Genomic DNA, 18,613 nt, shown 5'->3' with positions numbered 1-18,613 from the left:
GATCACCTGGTGCAATTGCCGTCGTGGCAGGCACACGACCCACAACCGGGGAGAGCAGGTCTTTCCCCGGATACCAGCATGCCGCTTGACGCCACACCGAGCACACGCGTGTAATTACACACGTGTTGTTACGCCTTCCTCTGGGTGGGTAAGGGGGAGGCGTTCATAGGGGGGCTCCAATTTTGCGGGCTTGCGGCAGGGAGGTGTGCAGTGGCCGACCTGGTCATCGCACAGGAGAGCATCGCTGAAGAGCAGCTTGGCTGGCAGGAGCGCGCCTTGTGCGCGCAGACCGACCCGGAGGCGTTCTTCCCGGAGAAGGGAGGGTCCACCCGCGAGGCCAAGAAGGTTTGCCGCTCCTGCGAGGTGCGTGCCGAGTGTCTTGAGTACGCACTTGAACACGACGAGCGGTTTGGAATCTGGGGTGGGTTGTCGGAGCGTGAACGCCGCCGCATCAAGCGTGAGGCGGTCTGAGCCGTCCGGAGACCGGGTGGCTGGAAGGCTTGAGCGCTCCGGGACGTCCGGGCACCGACGAACACTATGAACACGACGAACACCATGAACGCCGATCGAGACCGAGACGCCGAACCGGCGGCGAAGAGGCTTGATCGGTCTGGCAGAAGTGCATGACGCCTCTCGGAGGCGTTTGACGAATATGTCCACGGGGTCACGTGACCGTCGGTCACGTGACCCTTTTTTCATGCCCGCGACCAGGTGTAAGACATAGTCCGACAGAGGGTGCCGTATCGTTAGCGCGCCGATCATCACCACTCCTGAACACGGGACATATGTCCATCACCGACCCCCCGCACCCCCAGCGCCCCCACCACACCGTCACCGCGATCGTCGTCTCCCACGACGGTTCCCGCTGGCTGGGGGAGACCCTGGAAGCCCTGCTCAAACAGACCCGCCCGGTGGACCGGGTCGTCGGGGTCGACAACGGCAGCAGGGACGGCAGCGCCGCGCTGCTCACCGCGGCCCTCGGCTCCAGGGCGGTGCTGACCCTGCCGCGCTCGACCGGTTTCGGCGAGGCCGTCGCCGAGGTCCTCGACCGGCTCGGCCCCGGTGGCGGACAGGAGTGGATCTGGCTGCTGCACGACGACTGCGCCCCGGACGTCCACGCCCTGCGGCTCCTGCTGGAGGCCGCCGACGAGGACCCCAAGGCGGCGGTGCTCGGGCCCAAGCTCCGCGACTGGCTCGACCGGCGGCTCCTGCTCGAGGTCGGCGTCACCGTCGACCGTACCGGCCGCAGGGACACCGGGCTGGAGGCCCGCGAGTTCGACCAGGGGCAGTACGACGGGACCAGGGACGTGCTCTCGGTCTCCACCGCGGGCATGCTGGTCCGCAGGGACGTCTGGGAGGAGGTCGGCGGGCTCGATCCCGCCCTGCCGCTGTTCCGCGACGATCTCGACCTGTGCTGGCGCGTCAGGAACGCCGGACACCGCGTGCGGAACGTCACGGGGGCGATCGCCTGGCACGCGGAGGCGGCCACCCGGCGGCGGCGCCGCATCACCGCGAGCGGGGACCACCCCCGCCGCCTGGATCGCCGCAACGCACTCTTCGTCGTCATGGCGAACCTGCCCCTGCGCCCGCTGCTGTGGGCACTGGTGCGCAACGCCTTCGGGTCGATCTTCCGTACGGTGTTGTTCCTCGTGGCCAAGCAGCCCGCCAACGCGCTGGACGAGTTTCTCGCGTTCGGCTCGGTGTTCGGCCACCCCATCCGGATGATCAAGGCAAGGCGGGTGCGGGCGAGGGGCCGCAGGCAGGGGTACGCGGCGGTGGGCCGGCTCCTCACCCCGCCGGGCGCCGGTTACCGCCGGCTCGTCGACAGGGCACAGAGCTACCTGGCCGGGGGCGGGTTCGTGGAGTCCGCGGGACGCCACCACGCCATGGCGGCCTCGCCGCACGCGCAGGAGGACGGCGAGGAACTGCTCACCGACGCCGGGGTGATGCAGCGCGTCTTCGGAAACCCCGGCGTCCTGCTCTTCCTGGCGCTCGTCCTGGTGACGCTGGTCGCCGAGCGCGCGGTGACCGGCGGGGCCAGGCTGGGCGGCGGCGCGCTCGTCCCGGTGATCGGCGGGGCCTCCGACCTGTGGGACCTCTACCGCGCGAGCTACCACCAGGTGGGGCTGGGCACCGACGCGTGGGCCCCGCCGTATGTGGCGGTGCTGGCCGTGCTCTCCACGGTGCTGCTCGGCAAGACGTGGCTCGCGGTGTCGCTGCTGCTGCTCGGCTGCGTGCCGCTGGCGGGGATCTCCGCGTACGCGGCCACCCGGTCGATGATCCCCGGCCGCTGGACCAGGGTCTGGCTCGCCTCCTCGTACGCCCTCCTGCCGGTCGCCACCGGCGCGGTCGCCGCGGGACGGCTCGGCACCGCGGTGGTCTTCGTGCTGCTGCCCGTCTACGCGGCGCTCGCCACCGCCGTCCTCACCGCGGAGCGCCGTCGCGCCCGCCGCGCCGCCTGGGGCCTGGGACTCCTCCTCGCCGTCGGCACGGCCTTCGCCCCGCTGGTCTACCCGCTGGCCGCGATCCTCGGTGCGCTGGCGGCGCTCGCCTTCCCGCGCAGGGGTGTCGCGGTCTCGATGCTCGTGGCGTTCGCCGTTCCCGTGGCCCTGTTGTTCCCCTGGCTCGTCCAGGTGGTCGCCGACCCCGGGCAGCTGCTGCTGGAGGCCGGGCTGCACCAGCCGGAGCTGGTCGACCCCGCGCTGCCCGCCGGGTCGCTGTTGTTGCTCAGCCCCGGCGGTCCCGGCATGCCGCCGCTCTGGGTGACCGGCGGACTCCTCGCCGCCTGCCTGCTCGCGCTGCTGATGCGCCGCAACCGGATGGTGATCGCGGTCGGCTGGGGCGTCGCGCTCTTCGGGGTGCTGGTGGCGATCCTGGTCAGCAGGACCACCGTCACCTCGATCAACGGCGACGTCGAGGCCCCCGCGTGGCCGGGGGTGCCGCTCGCCTTCGCCGCCACCGGCATGCTCGTGGTGGCCGCGCTCACCGCCGACAGGATCGTGGAGTTCCGGGCCGCGGGGGGAGTACGCAGGCTCGCCGCGCTCGGTGTCGTGCTGGTCGCGTTCTCCACGCCGCTGCTCGCGGCGGGCATGTGGATCGTGAAGGGCGTGGACGGCCCGCTCCGGGGGACCGTGCGCGACGTCATGCCGGCCCTCGCCGTGAACAACTCCTCGGGCGGCGAGCGAACCCTGCTGCTGCGCTCCTCACCGGGCGGTCTGCTCTTCACCGTGCTGCGCGGGCGCACCCCGGTGGTCGGCGAGGCCGACATCCCCGTCCCCGACGGTCCCAGGGAGCTGGTTCGCCTCGCCGCGGCAGGGTTGGTGTCCGGCAGGGGCGGTGACGACGCCCGGGTCCTCGCGGCCCACGGCGTGCGGTTCGTCGTGGTGACCGCGCCCGTCGATCCGGAGATCAGCCACGCGCTCGACTCGCAGCCCTCGCTGGCGAGGATGAGCCTGTCCCGTTCGGTCGGCGTGTGGCGGCTCACCCAGCCGATCGCCCTTCCCGTGCCCCCGCCGGGAGACCCCTGGCACGGCCGCTGGCTCTGGGCCCAGGCCGTGCTGGTGCTGGTCGTCTCGGTCCTGGCCGCACCCGGGGCGCGTACCGAGTCCGACGAGCCCGCGCTCCCCCAGAACCTGCCCGAATCTCGCAGAGAGCTGGCCGCCCGGTGAAATCCCTGATCGAGAACCGGTTCAGCCTGCTGGTGCTGGTCCTGGTGGCCCTCCTCGCCCTGTACGGGGTGGCCTACGCCACCCAGCCGCAGGCCGTCGTCGTCCCCGCCCCGGGGTTCGAGAAGGTGCCCGTCGCCTCGGTGACGGCCGTCTGCCCGGCGCCCGGAGACACCTCCGTCGGGGTGGTCGTCCCGCCGGGCAGCCGGGAGCCGGGCTCCGCGACGCTCGTCACGGGCGACAAGAGCCTCGCCACCGTCGATGTCCCCGGACGTCTCTGGCACAACGAGGTGCCGGCCTCGTCGCCGCCCCTCGTCGTCGCGGCCACCGGGAGCATGGCGGCCGGTCTGGAGATGTCGCAGACCCGCAGGGAGAAGTCGGGCGAGCAGCGAGGACTGGCGGGGACACGCTGCACGGAGCCGACGGCGAGCACCTGGCTGGTCGGGCCGGGGCCGGCGGCGGCGGACGTCACGCTGTACCTGACCAACGCCGATCTCGCCCCGGCCATCGCGGAGATCATGGTCTACACGGGCGAGGGGCCGGTGTTCGACGACTCGGGCGGAGTGTTCACCCTCAAGCCGGGCCAGAGCCGCTCGATCAAGGTCGTGGACATCGCCCCCTCGGCGCTCGTCGTGGCGATCCAGGTCCGTACCAGCGCGGGGCGGGTCACCGCCGCGGCACGGGCGATCATGAACGACGGGCGGGGCGTGGACTGGCTGCCCGCCTCCGCGCCCCCCGCCACCCGCGTCGTCGTGCCGGGCATTCCCGGCGGCGGCGGGAAACGCGAGCTGATCGTCGCCTCCGCCGAGGAGTTCGACACCCTGGTGGAGGTCAAGGCACTCACCCCCGAAGGGACGTACGCGCTCCAGGGCCGCGAACTCGTCGAGGTGCCCGCGGGTTCCGTGACGAGCCTCGACCTGTCCGGCGGGATCGGCGGCCAGCCGTCCGCGCTGGTGCTCACCTCGGACACCCCGATCGTCGCCGGGCTCGTCGCCACCGGCACCGGTTCGAAGACCGACGTGGCCTTCACGGCGGGGGCGGCCCCCATCGACCTGGGCAGCGTCGTCGCCGACAACCGTACGGGCGGCAAGGTGAGCTCCCGGCTGCTGCTGACCGCGCCGGACACGGCCGGCCTGGTGAGCGTGCAGGTGATCTCGCGCGAGGACGATCCGCGCGAGCCGTTCCAGGTGGAGATCCCCGCCGAGCGGACCAAGCAGGTCGCGCTCACCAAGGTGGACGGGCCCTTCGCGGTGGTCGTGCAACCGCTGCCCGGTTCGGGGCCGGTCTACGGGGGGCGTGTCCTGGAGGAACGGCTCAAGGGCGGGCCCGCGCTGACCGTGCAGCCGCTCGCTCCCGCCCGCATGTGGGCGCTGATCCCGCCGATCGCCGAGTCCGCCGCGACCGTCCTGCCCTGAATGGTCCTGCCCCGAACGGGGTTCTGCGTCGGAAGGCCACGGGACCGTCGTGATCTCCCGTGTCGTGCCGGGTCGGTCGTGGCCGCCTCGGGACGCGGCGGGGACGGCCCTCTGCGGCGCGGCGGGTCAGTCGTGGTCGTCGAAGCCGGGATCGACCGACTCGGGGGAGAGCCCGAACAGGCCCGCGACCTGCTCGACCACCGTCTCGTGCACCATCGCGCCCAGGTGGTCGCGGTCGCGCGCCCTGCTCTCCAGAGGGCGACGGTAGATGATCACAACGGCCGGGCGGCTCCCCGCGGCGGGCTCCGAGCGCCCGAAGGGGATGGGGTCGCCGTTCAACAGTCCGGGACCGTCGCCCAGCTCGCTGATCGGCGGGACCTCCTCGACCGCGAACTCCACGGCGGACAACTGCTTGGCCCACCGGGGCTTGAGACGGTCGACGGCGTCCAGGACGAGATCGTCGAACCGCTCGCTGCGGGCCTTGGCGATCGGCACGTGCGAGGGCGCCAGCGGGCCGCGCAGGCCGCGACCATGCCTGTCGCGCCTGCGGGGAGGGCGGGGTCTGCCGGGTGCCGGGCTCACGGCCCCAGCTTAGACGTGACCCGGACAAGGGCGGGAGGTGCCGTGACCGGAGTGCGGGCGGACGGAAGGTGTGACGGCGGGGACGTGGGTGAAGGGGGATGCCGAGGAGAGGTGCGCGGACGACAGGAGTGATGTGGCAGAGCGGTAGGGGGAGGGGCACGGGCGGAAGGAGGGCCGCGTGCGGGAGGGGGTGTGCGGGAGATCCTGTCGTTCGCGCCAGGCGCACGGCGGTGAAACGAGAACCCCCGTCGGGGAACGCCGCTCGCAGCGGCTCGTTGATCCTCCCGGAGAAACACCGGGAATCAGCGAACGGTTGTAAGCCGTACAGGCAGGTGGAACCCGGGACACGTGTCCGAATTGTGGCGACACGCTCGTTAAGAGCGCTCAGATAGTGGCGCCCCGGACGCTTACCGGATACGGTCCCACCGTGAGCCCCGTCCGCCGCTGTTCCCGCACCGCGTGCAGTCAGCCTGCCGTTTTCACGCTCACGTACGTCTACGCCGATTCGACCGCTGTTCTCGGGCCCTTGGCGACGTACGCCGAGCCGCACTGTTACGACCTGTGTGCCGAGCACGCCGAGCGGCTCACCGCCCCCCGAGGTTGGGAGGTGGTGCGCCTGCCGACCGATGGCGCGCCGCCGAGCACGGACGACCTGGAGGCCCTCGCGAACGCGGTCCGCGAGGCGGCCAGGCCCACGCCGAGTGGCGGCACCGAGCCGGTCGGCCAGGGGGTCGAGGTCGGCCGCCGAGGTCACCTGCGAGTGCTTCGCTCCGCCCAGCCCCAGCGCGACCGCTGACCCTACTAGGCTGGGGCACGAGACACGACGCAAGGGGTGGAGCTGGAGTGGGCGACCTCGCCAAGATCTTCAAGGCGTACGACGTCCGTGGCGTCGTGCCGGACGAGCTCGACGAGGAGACCGCAGAGGCGGTCGGCGCGGCCTTCGTGGAGGTGACCGGGGCGAAGACCGCCGTGGTGGCGTACGACATGCGCGAGTCGTCGGTGCCCCTGGCCGCGGCCTTCACCCGGGGGGCGACCTCGCGGGGGGCCGACGTGATCAACGCGGGCCTGGGCTCCACGGACCTGCTCTACTACGCGAGTGGCAGCCTCGGCCTGCCCGGGGTGATGTTCACCGCGAGCCACAACCCGGCCCGCTACAACGGCATGAAGATGTGCAGGGCGGGCGCCGTGCCGATCGGTGGCGCCACCGGGCTCGTCGAGATCCGCGAGCGGGCCGCCGCGATCCTTGCCTCGGGCACCCTCGGCGGCGAGGGGGGCGGGAAAATCTCCGAGCGCGATCTGCTGCGCGGCTACGCCGACCACCTGCGCACCCTGGTCGACCTGTCGGGCATCCGGCCGCTGCGGGTCGTGGTCGACGCGGGCAACGGGATGGGCGGGCACACGGTCCCGACGGTGTTCGAGGGGTTGCCCGTCGAGCTGACGTCCCTCTACTTCGAGCTCGACGGCACCTTCCCCAACCACGAGGCGAACCCCATCGAGCCCGACAACCTGCGCGACCTGCAGAAGGCCGTGCTCGACGTGGGCGCCGACATCGGGCTCGCCTTCGACGGGGACGCCGACCGCTGCTGGGTCGTCGACGAGCGCGGCGAGTCCGTCTCCCCGTCCACGATCACCGCGCTGGTCGCGGTCCGCGAGCTGGGCAGGCACCCCGGGGCCCCGATCATCCACAACCTGATCACCTCCAGGGGCGTTCCGGAGATCGTCGCCGAGCACGGCGGCCGTCCGGTCCGCACCCGCGTGGGTCACTCGTTCATCAAGGCCGAGATGGCCGCGACCGGCGCGGTCTTCGGCGGCGAGCACTCCGCCCACTACTACTTCAGGGACTTCTGGTTCGCCGACTCCGGCATGCTGGCCGCGCTGCACGTGCTGGCCGCGCTGGGCGAGCAGGAGAAGCCGCTCTCGGACATCCTCACCGCGTACACTCGCTACGCGGCCTCCGAGGAGATCAACAGCACGGTCGCCGACCAGGGTGCGGCGACGACGCGGGTCCGCGAGATCTTCGCCGCCCGTGAAGGCGTCACCTTCGACGAGCTGGACGGCCTGACCGTCTCCGGCCCCGGATGGTGGTTCAACCTCCGTCCTTCCAACACAGAGCCGCTGCTCAGGCTGAACGCCGAGGCGGCCGACGAGATTCAGATGGCAGCGATCAGGGACGAGGTCCTTGCTGTCGTGAGGAGCTGAACGAGTGAAGATCGACGACTGGCTGCTGGAGATCCTTGCCTGCCCCAACTGCAAGTCCCCCCTGAGGGCCGATCCCAAGGTGGACGAGCTGTCCTGCACCTCCGCCTCGTGCGGCCTGGTCTATCCGGTACGGGACGACATCCCGGTCCTGCTTGTCGACGAGGCCCGGAAGTCGTGAGCTGGGAGCCCGATCGGCTCGACGACCAGAAATGGCTGATCGAGGGCGACCCGGCTGGCATGTTACGGGCGGTGGCCGACTCGGCCGCGCAGGTCCGCACCTCCCGCAGGGCCGCCCTGGAGTCGGGCCTGTCCTCGCTCGCCGAGGACGGCAGGCCCCGGGCGGTCGTGGTCGCCGGTATGGGCGGTTCGGGCATCGCCGGTGACATCCTCGACGTGGTGTGCGGTCAAGGCGCCCCGCTGCCGATCGTGACCGTCAGGTCCTACCGGCTGCCCGGCTGGATCGGCGCGACCGACCTGGTGATCGCGGTGTCGCGTTCCGGCAGGACCGAGGAGACACTCGCGGTCGCCGCCGAGGCCGTACGCAGAGGCTGTCGCCTGCTCGCCGTCGGCGCGCCCGACTCGCCGCTCCACGCGATCGCCAGGCAGGCGGGAGCGCCGTTCGTTCCCGTCGCGGGCGGCGGGCAGGCGCGCGCCGCGGTGTGGGCGGCGTCGGTCCCGCTGATCGTCGCCGCCGCCCGGCTCGGCCTGGTCGAAGCCGGGGAGGAGGTGTTCGAGGAGGTGGCCACACGCCTTGAGGACCTCGCCCACCGCTGTCGCCCGGCGAGCGAGTCATTCATCAATCCGGGCAAGTCGCTCGCGATGGAGTTCGCCGAGACTGTGCCGATGATCTGGGGATCCTCCCCGCTGGCCGCCGTCGCGGCCCGCCGGTGGGCCGGTGCGCTCAATACGAACGGTAAATACCCGGCGATGTGCGGCGAGTTGCCCGGGGCCGGTCACGACCAGGTGGCCGTCCTCGACGGCCCGCTCGCCCAGCGGGACATCTTCGCCGACGAGAGCGGCAGGTCGCTCCGGCTGTTCGTGCTCCGCGACGTGGAGGAGCACCCCCGGGTCGTACGGCAGCGGGAGGCGTCGGTGCGGCTGGCGGAGGATCGCGGCGTCCCGGTCACGCAGATCGCCGCGGAGGGGAGGCATCCGCTGGAGCGGCTCGCGACATTGATCGCGCTCGGCGATTTCGCGAGTACGTACCTCGCGCTCGGGTACGGGATCGACCCGGCAACTGTGTCGGCCATCACAGGACTCAAGGCCAGGGTTTCGCAATAGGATCCCTTGTCTTGTTCTTTCCCGAACAACCAGCTGAGCGGAGGCTGCCGTGAGCGCGGGCGGCGGTACTAAGGCAATCATCGCGGCATTGGCGGCCAACCTGGCGATCGCCGTGGCCAAATTCGTGGCGTTTCTCTTCACGGGTTCGTCATCGATGATCGCCGAGTCGGTTCACTCGGTGGCCGACTCGGGCAATCAGGCGCTGCTGCTCCTGGGCGGTAAGCGCGCGCAGCGGGCGCGCACGCCCCAGCATCCCTTCGGATACGGCAGGGAGCGTTACTTCTACGCGTTCGTGGTGGCGGTGGTGCTGTTCACCATCGGCGCGGTGTTCTCCCTCTACGAGGGCTGGCACAAGATCCACGCTCCCGAGCCGCTCACGTCGCCCCAGTGGGCCTTCGGCGTGCTGATCTTCGCGATCATCGCTGAGGGGTTCTCGTTCAGGACGGCGATCATCGAGTCCAACCACGTCCGCGGGAAGCAGTCGTGGGTGCAGTTCATCCGCCGCTCCAAGTCGCCCGAGCTGCCGGTCATCGTGCTGGAGGACCTGGGCGCGCTGCTCGGCCTGATCTTCGCGCTCTTCGGCGTGACGATGGCCGTGGTGACCGGCAACCCCGTCTGGGACGGCATCGGCACCATCATGATCGGCGCCCTGCTCGCGGTGATCGCGGTGATCCTGGCGATCGAGACCAAGTCGCTGCTGATCGGCGAGAGCGCGGGGCCCGAGGTCGAGACCCGCATCGCGGACGCCCTGGAGAGCGCGCCCGAGGTGACCCGGGTCATCCACATGCGCACGCTCCACCTGGGCCCCGAGGAGATCCTGGTCGCCGCCAAGATCGCGGTGGACCACGACGACACGGCCGCCGAGGTGGCCCGCGGCATCGACGAGGCCGAGCAGCGCATCCGCGCTGCCGTTCCCGAGGCGCGCGTCATCTATCTGGAGCCCGATCTCGACAGGGCCGGCGTCGGCGACCGCGTCTGAGTCTCACCGGACGGTCCGGGGCCGCGACAGGCTCCGGACCCGGTGGGGGTCATCCGGGATTCGCGGTGTCACCGCTGGGTGCGGCGCTGGAGCAGGCGCAACGCCTTCTCCTTCTCGAAGTCCAGTGCCCTGCGAGGTGCCTGCAGGCGGCCGATCCGCAGCCCCAGGTCCCGTACGGCCTGCGCGACCGCGGGTTCGCTCAGTGTGCGCAGCGCGAAGGCGAGCTCGGCGGGGGAGATGTCGAACCGTTTCTCCAGTTCGACGCTCTGGGCGACGGCCGAGAGCTCTTCCGGGCCGAACCGCCGGTGCGCGCCCCGGTCCCTGATCGGGGGGAGGAGTCCGAGTGCCTCGCGGTAGCGGAGCATCCGGGGAGACATGCCCAGCTTTCTGGCGGCCTCGGTGATCCGCATGGTGACCTCTTTCCAGCGATTTCCCGGAAAAGCTTACATTCTTGTGTCAGGTTACCCGCTCAGAGGGTGCGCGGAGCCCTTCTGGCCGCCTAAACTCCCAGACATCGACTGTTCCGATGGAACGGCGAGCCCGGCCCCAGAGCGAAGCACGATCGCGAGACGAGCGCGACGGGCGAGGGTGTGAGGCGAACGCCGCCCATCAACCAGAGGGGTAACCACATGGACTTCAAGGTCGCCGACCTTTCTCTCGCGGCCTTCGGCCGCAGGGAGATCCAGCTCGCCGAGCACGAGATGCCGGGCCTGATGGCCATCCGCAAGGAATACGCCGCGGCCCAGCCGCTGGCCGGTGCGAAGATCATGGGCTCGCTGCACATGACCATCCAGACCGCCGTGCTCATCGAGACCCTGGTCGCGCTCGGCGCCGAGGTCCGCTGGGTGAGCTGCAACATCTTCTCCACCCAGGACCACGCCGCCGCCGCCGTGGTCGTCGGCCCCGAGGGCACCCTGGAGAACCCGCAGGGCGTCCCGGTCTTCGCCTGGAAGGGCGAGACCCTGGAGGAGTACTGGTGGTGCACCGAGCAGGCTCTGACGTGGCCCGGTGACGACGGTCCCAACATGATCCTCGACGACGGCGGCGACGCCACCCTGCTCGTCCACAGGGGGGCCGAGTACGAGAAGGCCGGTGCCGTTCCCAGCGCCGACGAGAACGACTCCGAGGAGTGGAGCGTCATCCTCGACCTGCTCCGCCGCACGGTCACCGACGAGAAGCGCTGGACCAAGGTCGCCTCGCGCATCAAGGGCGTCACCGAGGAGACCACCACCGGGGTGCACCGCCTGTACGAGATGTTCAGGAACGGCACGCTGCTCTTCCCGGCGATCAACGTCAACGACTCGGTGACCAAGTCCAAGTTCGACAACAAGTACGGCTGCCGCCACTCGGTGATCGACGGCCTCAACCGCGCCACCGACGTGCTGATCGGCGGCAAGGTGGCGGTCGTCGCCGGATACGGCGACGTCGGCAAGGGCTGCGCCGACGCGCTCAAGGGCCAGGGCGCCCGCGTCATCATCACCGAGATCGACCCGATCTGCGCACTGCAGGCCGCGATGGACGGCTTCCAGGTCACCACCCTGGAGGAGGTCGTCGGCATCGCCGACATCTTCGTCACGACGACCGGTAACTTCGACATCATCACGGCCGACCACATGTCCCGGATGAAGCACAACGCGATCGTGTCCAACATCGGTCACTTCGACAACGAGATCGACATGACCGGCCTGGCCCGGATCCCCGGCATCGAGAAGACCGAGGTCAAGCCGCAGGTCCACACCTGGCGCTTCCCCGACGGCAAGCAGATCATCGTGCTCGCCGAGGGCCGTCTGATGAACCTGGGCTGCGCCACCGGCCACCCCTCGTTCGTCATGTCCAACTCCTTCACCAACCAGGTGATCGCGCAGATCGAGCTGTTCACCAAGACCGACGACTACCCGGTCGGCGTCTACGTGCTGCCCAAGCACCTGGACGAGAAGGTCGCCCGCCTCCACCTCGACGCCCTGGGCGTGAAGCTCACCGCGCTCACCAAGGCCCAGGCCGAATACATCGGCGTGGACGTCGATGGCCCCTACAAGTCCGACCACTACCGTTACTGATACCCGCGGTCGGGTTTCACCGGGCCCCCGCGACTTCGCGGGGGCCTTCCGGCGATTCCGGGGTTCGGGTAGATCTGGGGAGACACGTGGACAGCGCTGAGCGCGCCCTGGTGGCCGCGGGGGAGTTGAGGATCGGGTGGGCGGCGCGGGCGATGCCCGTGCTCACCGCCCTCGGCGAGCGGTTCGCCGCGGAGCGGCCCTTCGACGGGCTGCGGATCGCCGCGTGCCTGCACGTCACCGCCGAGACCGCCGTGCTCATGGGCACCCTCAAGGCGGGCGGGGCCGAGATCGCCCTGGCCGCGTCGAACCCCCTGTCCACCCAGGACGACGTCGCCGAGGCGCTCCGTGACTACGGCGTCGTCGTGCACGCGCGGGCCGGGGTGACCATGGACGCCTACTACCGCCACATCCACCAGGCGCTCGACATCGTGCCGGACATCGTCCTGGACGACGGCTGTGACCTCGTCAACATCCTGCACACCGAGCGGACCGAACTGCTGGAGACGGTCTCCGGGGGGTGTGAGGAGACCACCACCGGGATCATCAGGCTCCGGCGGATGGCCGCGGAGAAGGCGCTCAGGTTTCCCGTGGTGGCGGTCAACGACACGCGGACCAAGCGGATGTTCGACAACCGCTACGGCACCGGTCAGTCGACCATCGACGGGATCATGCGCGCCACGAACACCCTGCTCGCGGGCAAGACCGTGGTGGTCGCCGGGTTCGGTTACTGCGGCAGGGGCGTCGCCGAGCGGGCGAGGGGTTTGGGGGCGCGGGTCGTGGTGACCGAGATCGACCCGGTCAAGGCACTGGACGCCTTACTGCAGGGCTACGACGTACGGTCGATGGCGGCCGCGGCCCGCGCGGGGGACGTGTTCGTCACGGTCACCGGCAACCGCGACGTGATCAGGGGTGAGCACCTGGCGGAGATGAAGGACGGGGCGATCCTGGCCAACGCCGGGCACTTCGACGTCGAGATCGACGTCCGTGCCCTGGACGACCTGGCGCACGCCGTCCACCGGGGGGTCCGCCCCAACACCGACGAGTACGTGCTCGCCGACGGCCGCAGGCTCCTGCTGCTCGCCGAGGGCCGCCTGGTGAACCTCACCGCCGCCGAGGGGCATCCCGCCGCCGTCATGGACATGTCCTTCTCCGCGCAGGTGCTCTCGGTGGCGTGGCTGGTCCGCGAGCGGGCGCGGCTGGAGCCGGGGGTCTACGACGTGCCGGGAGAGGTCGACGTGGAGGTGGCGCGGCTCAAGCTGGCCGCGGCCGGGATCGAGATGGACGATCTCACCGTTGACCAGGAGGAATACCTCCACTCGTGGCGGCTCGGTTCCTGACATCCTCTCCGTCGGTCACAGAGGGGATACGCCGCGCACGCGGCCTCGGCCCGGGGAGAAAGGTCCTCCTCATGATGACTTCTCCGGCTTGTTGCCGTACTGGGCGATCAGTTCGCTCGCCTCGCGCAGGATCGCGGCCTGCTGCTCGCGGCGCTTGCGGCGCCGGGAAAGCAGCGTCCGGACGACGAGGAAGGCGAGAACGAGGAGGACGAGGAAGACGATTTGCGGCCACGGCAACGCCCAGAGTGAGGTGTCGACCGTGGTCTGCTGGGCGGCGACGCCCTGGATCGACTCACCCACGACGGTGGGGGTCGCCACGACCTGTGAGGTGATCGGTCCCAGCGGCCAGACGCCGGTCACCTGTACGGTGAACTCGCGGCTGCCGCCCGGCATGACCTCCCTGGTCTTGGCGTCGGAGGTGTCCTTCCATCCGCTTTCGCCCACGAATCCGGACGTCCGGACATTCGTGTCCGCGGCCACCCGGACATTGCCTTCGTTGGTGACGGTGTAGGTCATGTCGATGGACCCCGAGGAGAAGGGGTTCCACGAGCCGCTGTACTCGGCCCGCAGACCGGTCACGGCGACCTTGGCCACGTAGTCGCCGCTCACGCGGAGGTTCATCCGAACGCCCACCCGGTTCTGGACCCTGACCTGGCCGGAGATCGTGTCCACGGACGCCGTGACCCCCGCGGGGTGATCACCCGGTGTCGCGTTCTTCGGCACCGAGATCTTGACCGGCACGACGGCGGTGCCACCGGCGGGAATCGTCACCCGCTCGGGAATCTTGATCCATGCCCCGCCGTCGGTCGGCGTGGCGTCCGAGGGCCGCATGTCGAACAACCCCTTGGCGGTCAGGTAGCCGTCGTTGGCGTCGATCGCGAAGGCGACCTCCTTGGTGGAGCGATTGATGACCGCGATGTGCTCGGTCACCTCCTGCCCGCCGGCGAGCTCGACGTCGATGGCGCTGCGGCCGTCGGGGCCCTTGGCGTCGGCCGGCGCGACCGACCAGGTGATGTCCCCCGGGCCGGCGGCGGCGGCCGGGAGGGCGAATCCTGTCAGAGTGGTCGCGCCGACAGCGCAGAGGGCGGAGAAGAGGGCGAGTGCCCTCCGCGAACTGCTCGTGAACAACGGTGGTATCTCCTGTTTCATGGTGAACATCCGGGACGTGTGCGTTAGGTTCGCACACGTCCCGGACACGCACAGCGGGGGGTGGCGTTCTGCCCCGCCATTGGCTCAGGACCGGTTGAACAAGATGGCGTTCACTGGTCGGCGTCGGGATCGGCTCAGCCGCAGCTGAGCGTGTTGTAGGTGGTGTCGTAGGTGGAGGTGGCCGGCTGGCCGTTGACGGTCGCGGCTCCCGTGACGGTCACGGTGCCGGCGGCGAGTTGCCCGGTCCGGGTGTTGAAGGACTGGTAGGCCTGCTTGCCCGGGGCGACGTCGGCGACGGTCTTGGAGCCGTAGGGGGTCGACAGGGTGATGGTGGCGGGTACGGTGCCGTTGTTGACGGCCGTGACCGCCAGGTGCGCCGTCGTGCCCACGCAACGAGACTCCGCCGTCACGGTGAGCGGGAGGGTCGGGGCGACCGGCACCTCGACGGCCTTGATCTCCTCGACGTTCCCGGCCTTGTCGACGGCGCGGTACCGCACCTCGTGCCGCCCCTGCCCCGAGACGATGACCGTCCCGGTGTACGTCGTCCAGGCGCCGCCGTCCAGGGAGTGCTCGATCTTCTCCACACCGGACGTCTCGTCCGTCGCGGAGAGGGTGACCGGCACGCCGCCGTTGTCCTGCGAACCGACCGTCGAGGTCGTCGTGGGCGCCGTCGCGTCCACCTTGACGGTGAGCGTCATGGTCGCCTCGACGTTGCCCTCCTTGTCGACGGAGCGGTAGGCCAGCGTGTGCGAGCCGTCGCCGGTGATGGTGATCGGCGCGGTGTACGTGGTCCAGGCGCCGCCGTCGAGCTGGTACTCGGTACGGTCGACCTTCTTCCCGTCCTTCCCGGGGGTCGCGGACAGCGTCACCGACACCGGGCCGGTGAACCAGCCTCCGGCCGGCTGGGCCGGGGTGACCGTCGCGGTCGTCACCGGCGCCTTGTTGGTGACCTTCACGGTCTGCTTGCCGTAGTTCGCGCCGTTGCCTTCCGGCTTGTAGTTCCTCTCGACGTTGCCGGCGATGTCGACGGAGAACCAGGACACCTCGGTGGTCTTGTCGACCGTGATCTTCTGGGCCGCCTCACGCATGCCCGCCGCCCGCAGCTTGGGCGAGTCGAACGTCGGCCGCGTGCCGTCCAGCGTGTAGTACACGTTGGCGGGCTCGTTCACCTCGAAGGTGAACGTGGTGGAGCCTTCGGTTCGATCGGTGATCTTCAGGCTGGAGGTGGGGCGCTTCTGGTCGTCGGCGAAGGCGCGGGCGACCTCCAGGATGGCGATCTGACCGTTGGCGAACTCCATCGCCTCCTGGTGACCCTCGCTGAAGGGCGGCTGGAAACCGACCGCGGTGAACCGCTTGGTGGCCGGGTCGTAGATGTCGGCTCCGACCTCGAAGTCCCAGCCGATGATGCCCCGGTTGTACCAGTGCTCGTCGGCGCTGTTGCCGGCCGCCGAGTAGAGGACGTCGGTGACGGGACCGGTGCGGCCCGGCCAGATCGCCGTGCCACGGTGGGTCTGCACCGCGGACAGGATGTGGTCGGAAGCGGACCAGAAGTAGTTCTCGGTACCGAAGTCGACCCGCGGCAGCACCTCGCGTCCGGCGGTCTTGTAGGCGCCGGGAGGCCACATGAAGTAGCCGCCGTAGGAGTGCGTGTTCATCGCGAACTTGATGTTCGGGTACTCGTTGGTGAGCCACACCTCGTTGCGGGCCTCCGGCTCCGAGAGCTTGGAGGGGCCGGCGTAGGTGTCGCTGGTGCAGGTCGCCGAGGCGCCGTTGTACCCGTCGGAGAAGGCGCCGACCGAGAAGTTGCGGTTCAGGTCGACCCCCCAGGCGTTGCGGTTCGCGGGGTCGGACGCGTTGACGGCGCAGTGGTTGGTCATGTTCCTGCGCTGCATGTTGTAGTCGTACATCGAGTAGTGCGAACCGTCGGGGTTGGTGGTCGGCAGCACGAAGATGTCGAGGTCGTCCACGAGCTTCTTGGTCTCCCTGTCCTGCGCGTAGTTGCGCAGCAGCCGCTCGGCGGCCTCCAGACAGGTGATCGGGGTGACCCACTCACGAGCGTGCTCCTGGCAGTAGAGGAACACGCCGGTCTTGGAACGGTCCCGCTTCTTGCCGATGCGAAGGACCTTCATCTGGAAGGGGTCGCGTGACACGCTCGCCGGCGCCTTGAGGAAGTCGGTGAGCCGTACGGCCGCCGCGGCGGTCACCACGCCCGCGCCCGCGTTGCCGCGGTAGGTGCTCGCCGTCACCAGAGCGGACGCCGCAGGGGCGGCGTTGACGGCGTCCACCACCTGCTTGGCGGTGCTGGTGATCGCTCCGGAGGCGTTCGTGGCCAGGTTGACCACGATGTCCTTGCCGCTGACCGCGACCGAGAGCGGGGAGTCCGCGGTGTTCGGGTTGACGAGCGCCGCGGTGATGTCGTTGCCGCCCTCGTGGCCGTAGCTCTTGGAGCTCAGGTAGACGATGGAGGCCGAGCCCGTGCCGAACTGCGCCTGGGCGAGGCGGCGGTAGCCGTTCGTCTTGTACGGCAGATCGACGATCTCCGAGATCTTCGGGAACTCACCGGCGAGACCGACGATCCGATCGGTGATCTCGGTCGGGTCCATGTAGCGGTCGACGAAGTCGGAGACGTAGTGCGGCTTCGGTGCCTTGCGTGCGGCACCCAGCCACTTGGTCACCTTCGCCGTCACCGAACCGCCGCGGTTGCTGGTGACCGTGACCTTGGACGGCTCCTGGTCGATCGCGAGCGGCGAGGTGAACCGGTGGTACATGTACTGGCCGGCGTCGGTGAAGCGGGACATCGTCGCGGTGCCGCCCGAGTCGGGGGCGGTGTTCTTGCCGCTGTCCCAGGTGGTGGTGAGGACGGTCTGCGCGTCGGTCGCGCTCGACTTCACCTCGACCGACAGGAAGCGCTGCTTGTCCACACTGGTGAACCACTCCGCGCGCAGGACCGTGAGAGTGTCCTCCGCGGCCTCGGCCGCGGCGCTCTTGGCGAGAGCCTTGGACCGCTCGACCTTGTTGGCGGCGAAGTCGCTCTCGTCGGAGATGGCGCCACGAAGATCGAAGCCCTGGTCCCTGAGGCTGTCGGCCTCCTCGGGGCTGAGGACGGCGTGCACCTCGATGCCGTCGTCCAGGGGCTTCTTGTATTCGGCCAGGTCCACCCCCATGTCGGTCAGCCGGTCCACGTCGGACTGGTCGGGCACGACGATCCTGATCAGGGCGACGCCGTTCTGCTCGGTGGCGGGCAGCCGGTCAGGGGCGACGTCGCTCACCGGCGGGCCCGGATCGGCGAGCACCGGGAGCGAGCCGACAGTGATCGCTATGGGTAATGCGAGCAGGACGATGGAACGTCGAACTCGTCTGCTGTAGGCAGCGCCTCTCACTGATCCTCCATCTGCGTGCTGCCAGGTAGGGGGTCGGCCTGGCGGGACGCACGCAAGTCGAAGGCAGTCTTTTGCAACGTTCCGTTTTCCGTCAAGCGGTCATATAGCCCGATTTTGGACTTTTAGATAACGGTATGGTTTCTAAGGATTTTTCGGTATATAGCGCCCTAAGGCCCTGCCCGTGGTGCCGTACGAACCCCCGTGAACAGGGGGATCGAACGGTCAGGTGTCAGGGAAGGCGGTGGCGCCGGTGGAACCCGGGAGTTCCACCGGCGCCGAGTTGCGGCACGCCCGTCCAGCGGTGTCGTACGTGCCGGAAGGAAGGCCGGCAGGTATCGCGTCGGTCGTCGTCGGTCGTCATGTGATGGTGTGCCGGCGGGTGTGGGAGCAGGTGCCGGATTCCCCTCTCATGACTCGTCACGACTTGTCACGACAATGGACGTGGTCTCGCCACAGCGGGCGGAAACGTGCTACCCGTTGGTTCAGGACTGGTTGAACAGTGAGAGCGTGAGGGTGGAGTTGTACTCGCCGGCGGTGACGTCGACGGGGGTGCGCAGGGCGAGGTCGGC

14 protein-coding genes are annotated in these 18,613 nt (G+C 69.8%); 10 read left to right on the top strand and 4 right to left on the bottom strand.

Going from position 1 to position 18,613, the window contains the following annotated elements:
• Window positions 1-210 precede the first annotated feature (210 nt).
• From ACIBH4_RS07745 to ACIBH4_RS07735, 3 genes are all read left to right on the top strand, one after another.
• The gene (locus ACIBH4_RS07745; RefSeq protein ID WP_037969494.1) at window positions 211-471 is read left to right on the top strand and encodes a WhiB family transcriptional regulator; all 261 of its coding nucleotides are present in this window, start codon (window positions 211-213) and stop codon (window positions 469-471) included.
• A 314-nt stretch (window positions 472-785) separates the two neighbouring features.
• Complete coding sequence (locus ACIBH4_RS07740) at window positions 786-3,668, top strand: glycosyltransferase family 2 protein (protein ID WP_362502309.1); 2,883 nt, start codon at window positions 786-788, stop codon at window positions 3,666-3,668.
• On the top strand, window positions 3,665-5,080 hold the full coding sequence (locus tag ACIBH4_RS07735; RefSeq protein WP_362502306.1) for a DUF5719 family protein: 1,416 nt from the start codon (window positions 3,665-3,667) through the stop codon (window positions 5,078-5,080). Before ACIBH4_RS07740 ends, ACIBH4_RS07735 begins: the two co-directional genes overlap by 4 nt.
• Window positions 5,081-5,206: 126 nt before the next feature.
• Here ACIBH4_RS07735 and ACIBH4_RS07730 read toward each other — a convergent pair whose 3' ends face one another.
• Window positions 5,207-5,662 (bottom strand): metallopeptidase family protein, encoded by a 456-nt coding sequence (locus ACIBH4_RS07730; protein WP_350946475.1) that lies wholly within the window; start codon window positions 5,660-5,662, stop codon window positions 5,207-5,209.
• Window positions 5,663-6,089: 427 nt separating this feature from the next.
• On the opposite strand from ACIBH4_RS07730, the gene ACIBH4_RS07725 reads away from it, so the two are divergent.
• Genes ACIBH4_RS07725 through ACIBH4_RS07705 form a run of 5 tightly spaced genes read left to right on the top strand, consistent with a single transcriptional unit; the run spans window position 6,090 to window position 10,121 of the window.
• Complete coding sequence (locus ACIBH4_RS07725) at window positions 6,090-6,458, top strand: DUF3499 domain-containing protein (RefSeq protein ID WP_350946476.1); 369 nt, start codon at window positions 6,090-6,092, stop codon at window positions 6,456-6,458.
• A 47-nt stretch (window positions 6,459-6,505) separates the two neighbouring features.
• Complete coding sequence (locus ACIBH4_RS07720) at window positions 6,506-7,861, top strand: phosphomannomutase/phosphoglucomutase (protein WP_362502302.1); 1,356 nt, start codon at window positions 6,506-6,508, stop codon at window positions 7,859-7,861.
• A 4-nt stretch (window positions 7,862-7,865) separates the two neighbouring features.
• Window positions 7,866-8,039: a Trm112 family protein gene (locus tag ACIBH4_RS07715; protein WP_350946478.1), complete on the top strand. Its 174-nt coding sequence runs from the start codon at window positions 7,866-7,868 to the stop codon at window positions 8,037-8,039.
• Window positions 8,036-9,142: an SIS domain-containing protein gene (locus tag ACIBH4_RS07710; protein WP_362502298.1), complete on the top strand. Its 1,107-nt coding sequence runs from the start codon at window positions 8,036-8,038 to the stop codon at window positions 9,140-9,142. Before ACIBH4_RS07715 ends, ACIBH4_RS07710 begins: the two co-directional genes overlap by 4 nt.
• A 49-nt stretch (window positions 9,143-9,191) precedes the next feature.
• Window positions 9,192-10,121 carry a cation diffusion facilitator family transporter gene (locus ACIBH4_RS07705; protein ID WP_362502295.1) on the top strand — a complete coding sequence of 310 codons (930 nt, stop codon included), beginning with the start codon at window positions 9,192-9,194 and terminating at the stop codon, window positions 10,119-10,121.
• A 68-nt stretch (window positions 10,122-10,189) separates the two neighbouring features.
• On the opposite strand, the gene ACIBH4_RS07700 is transcribed toward ACIBH4_RS07705, so the two are convergent.
• Window positions 10,190-10,531: a MerR family transcriptional regulator gene (locus tag ACIBH4_RS07700; protein ID WP_362502292.1), complete on the bottom strand. Its 342-nt coding sequence runs from the start codon at window positions 10,529-10,531 to the stop codon at window positions 10,190-10,192.
• 219 nt (window positions 10,532-10,750) lie between these two features.
• Between ACIBH4_RS07700 and ahcY the strand changes: the two genes are divergently transcribed.
• On the top strand, window positions 10,751-12,178 hold the full coding sequence (gene ahcY, locus ACIBH4_RS07695; RefSeq protein ID WP_362502289.1) for an adenosylhomocysteinase: 1,428 nt from the start codon (window positions 10,751-10,753) through the stop codon (window positions 12,176-12,178).
• 86 nt (window positions 12,179-12,264) lie between these two features.
• Complete coding sequence (locus ACIBH4_RS07690) at window positions 12,265-13,515, top strand: adenosylhomocysteinase (protein ID WP_362502286.1); 1,251 nt, start codon at window positions 12,265-12,267, stop codon at window positions 13,513-13,515.
• 69 nt (window positions 13,516-13,584) lie between these two features.
• On the opposite strand, the gene ACIBH4_RS07685 is transcribed toward ACIBH4_RS07690, so the two are convergent.
• Both ACIBH4_RS07685 and ACIBH4_RS07680 read right to left on the bottom strand, forming a co-directional pair.
• On the bottom strand, window positions 13,585-14,643 hold the full coding sequence (locus tag ACIBH4_RS07685) for a WxL protein peptidoglycan domain-containing protein (protein WP_362502283.1): 1,059 nt from the start codon (window positions 14,641-14,643) through the stop codon (window positions 13,585-13,587).
• Between the two features lie 155 nt (window positions 14,644-14,798).
• Window positions 14,799-18,044 (bottom strand): OmpL47-type beta-barrel domain-containing protein, encoded by a 3,246-nt coding sequence (locus ACIBH4_RS07680; protein ID WP_362502279.1) that lies wholly within the window; start codon window positions 18,042-18,044, stop codon window positions 14,799-14,801.
• Window positions 18,045-18,613: the final 569 nt, after the last annotated feature.

This window comes from Streptosporangium sp. NPDC050284 (assembly GCF_044459525.1).
In the GTDB taxonomy this organism is placed as follows: domain Bacteria; phylum Actinomycetota; class Actinomycetes; order Streptosporangiales; family Streptosporangiaceae; genus Streptosporangium.
This window is presented reverse-complemented; position numbering and strand designations above follow the sequence as displayed.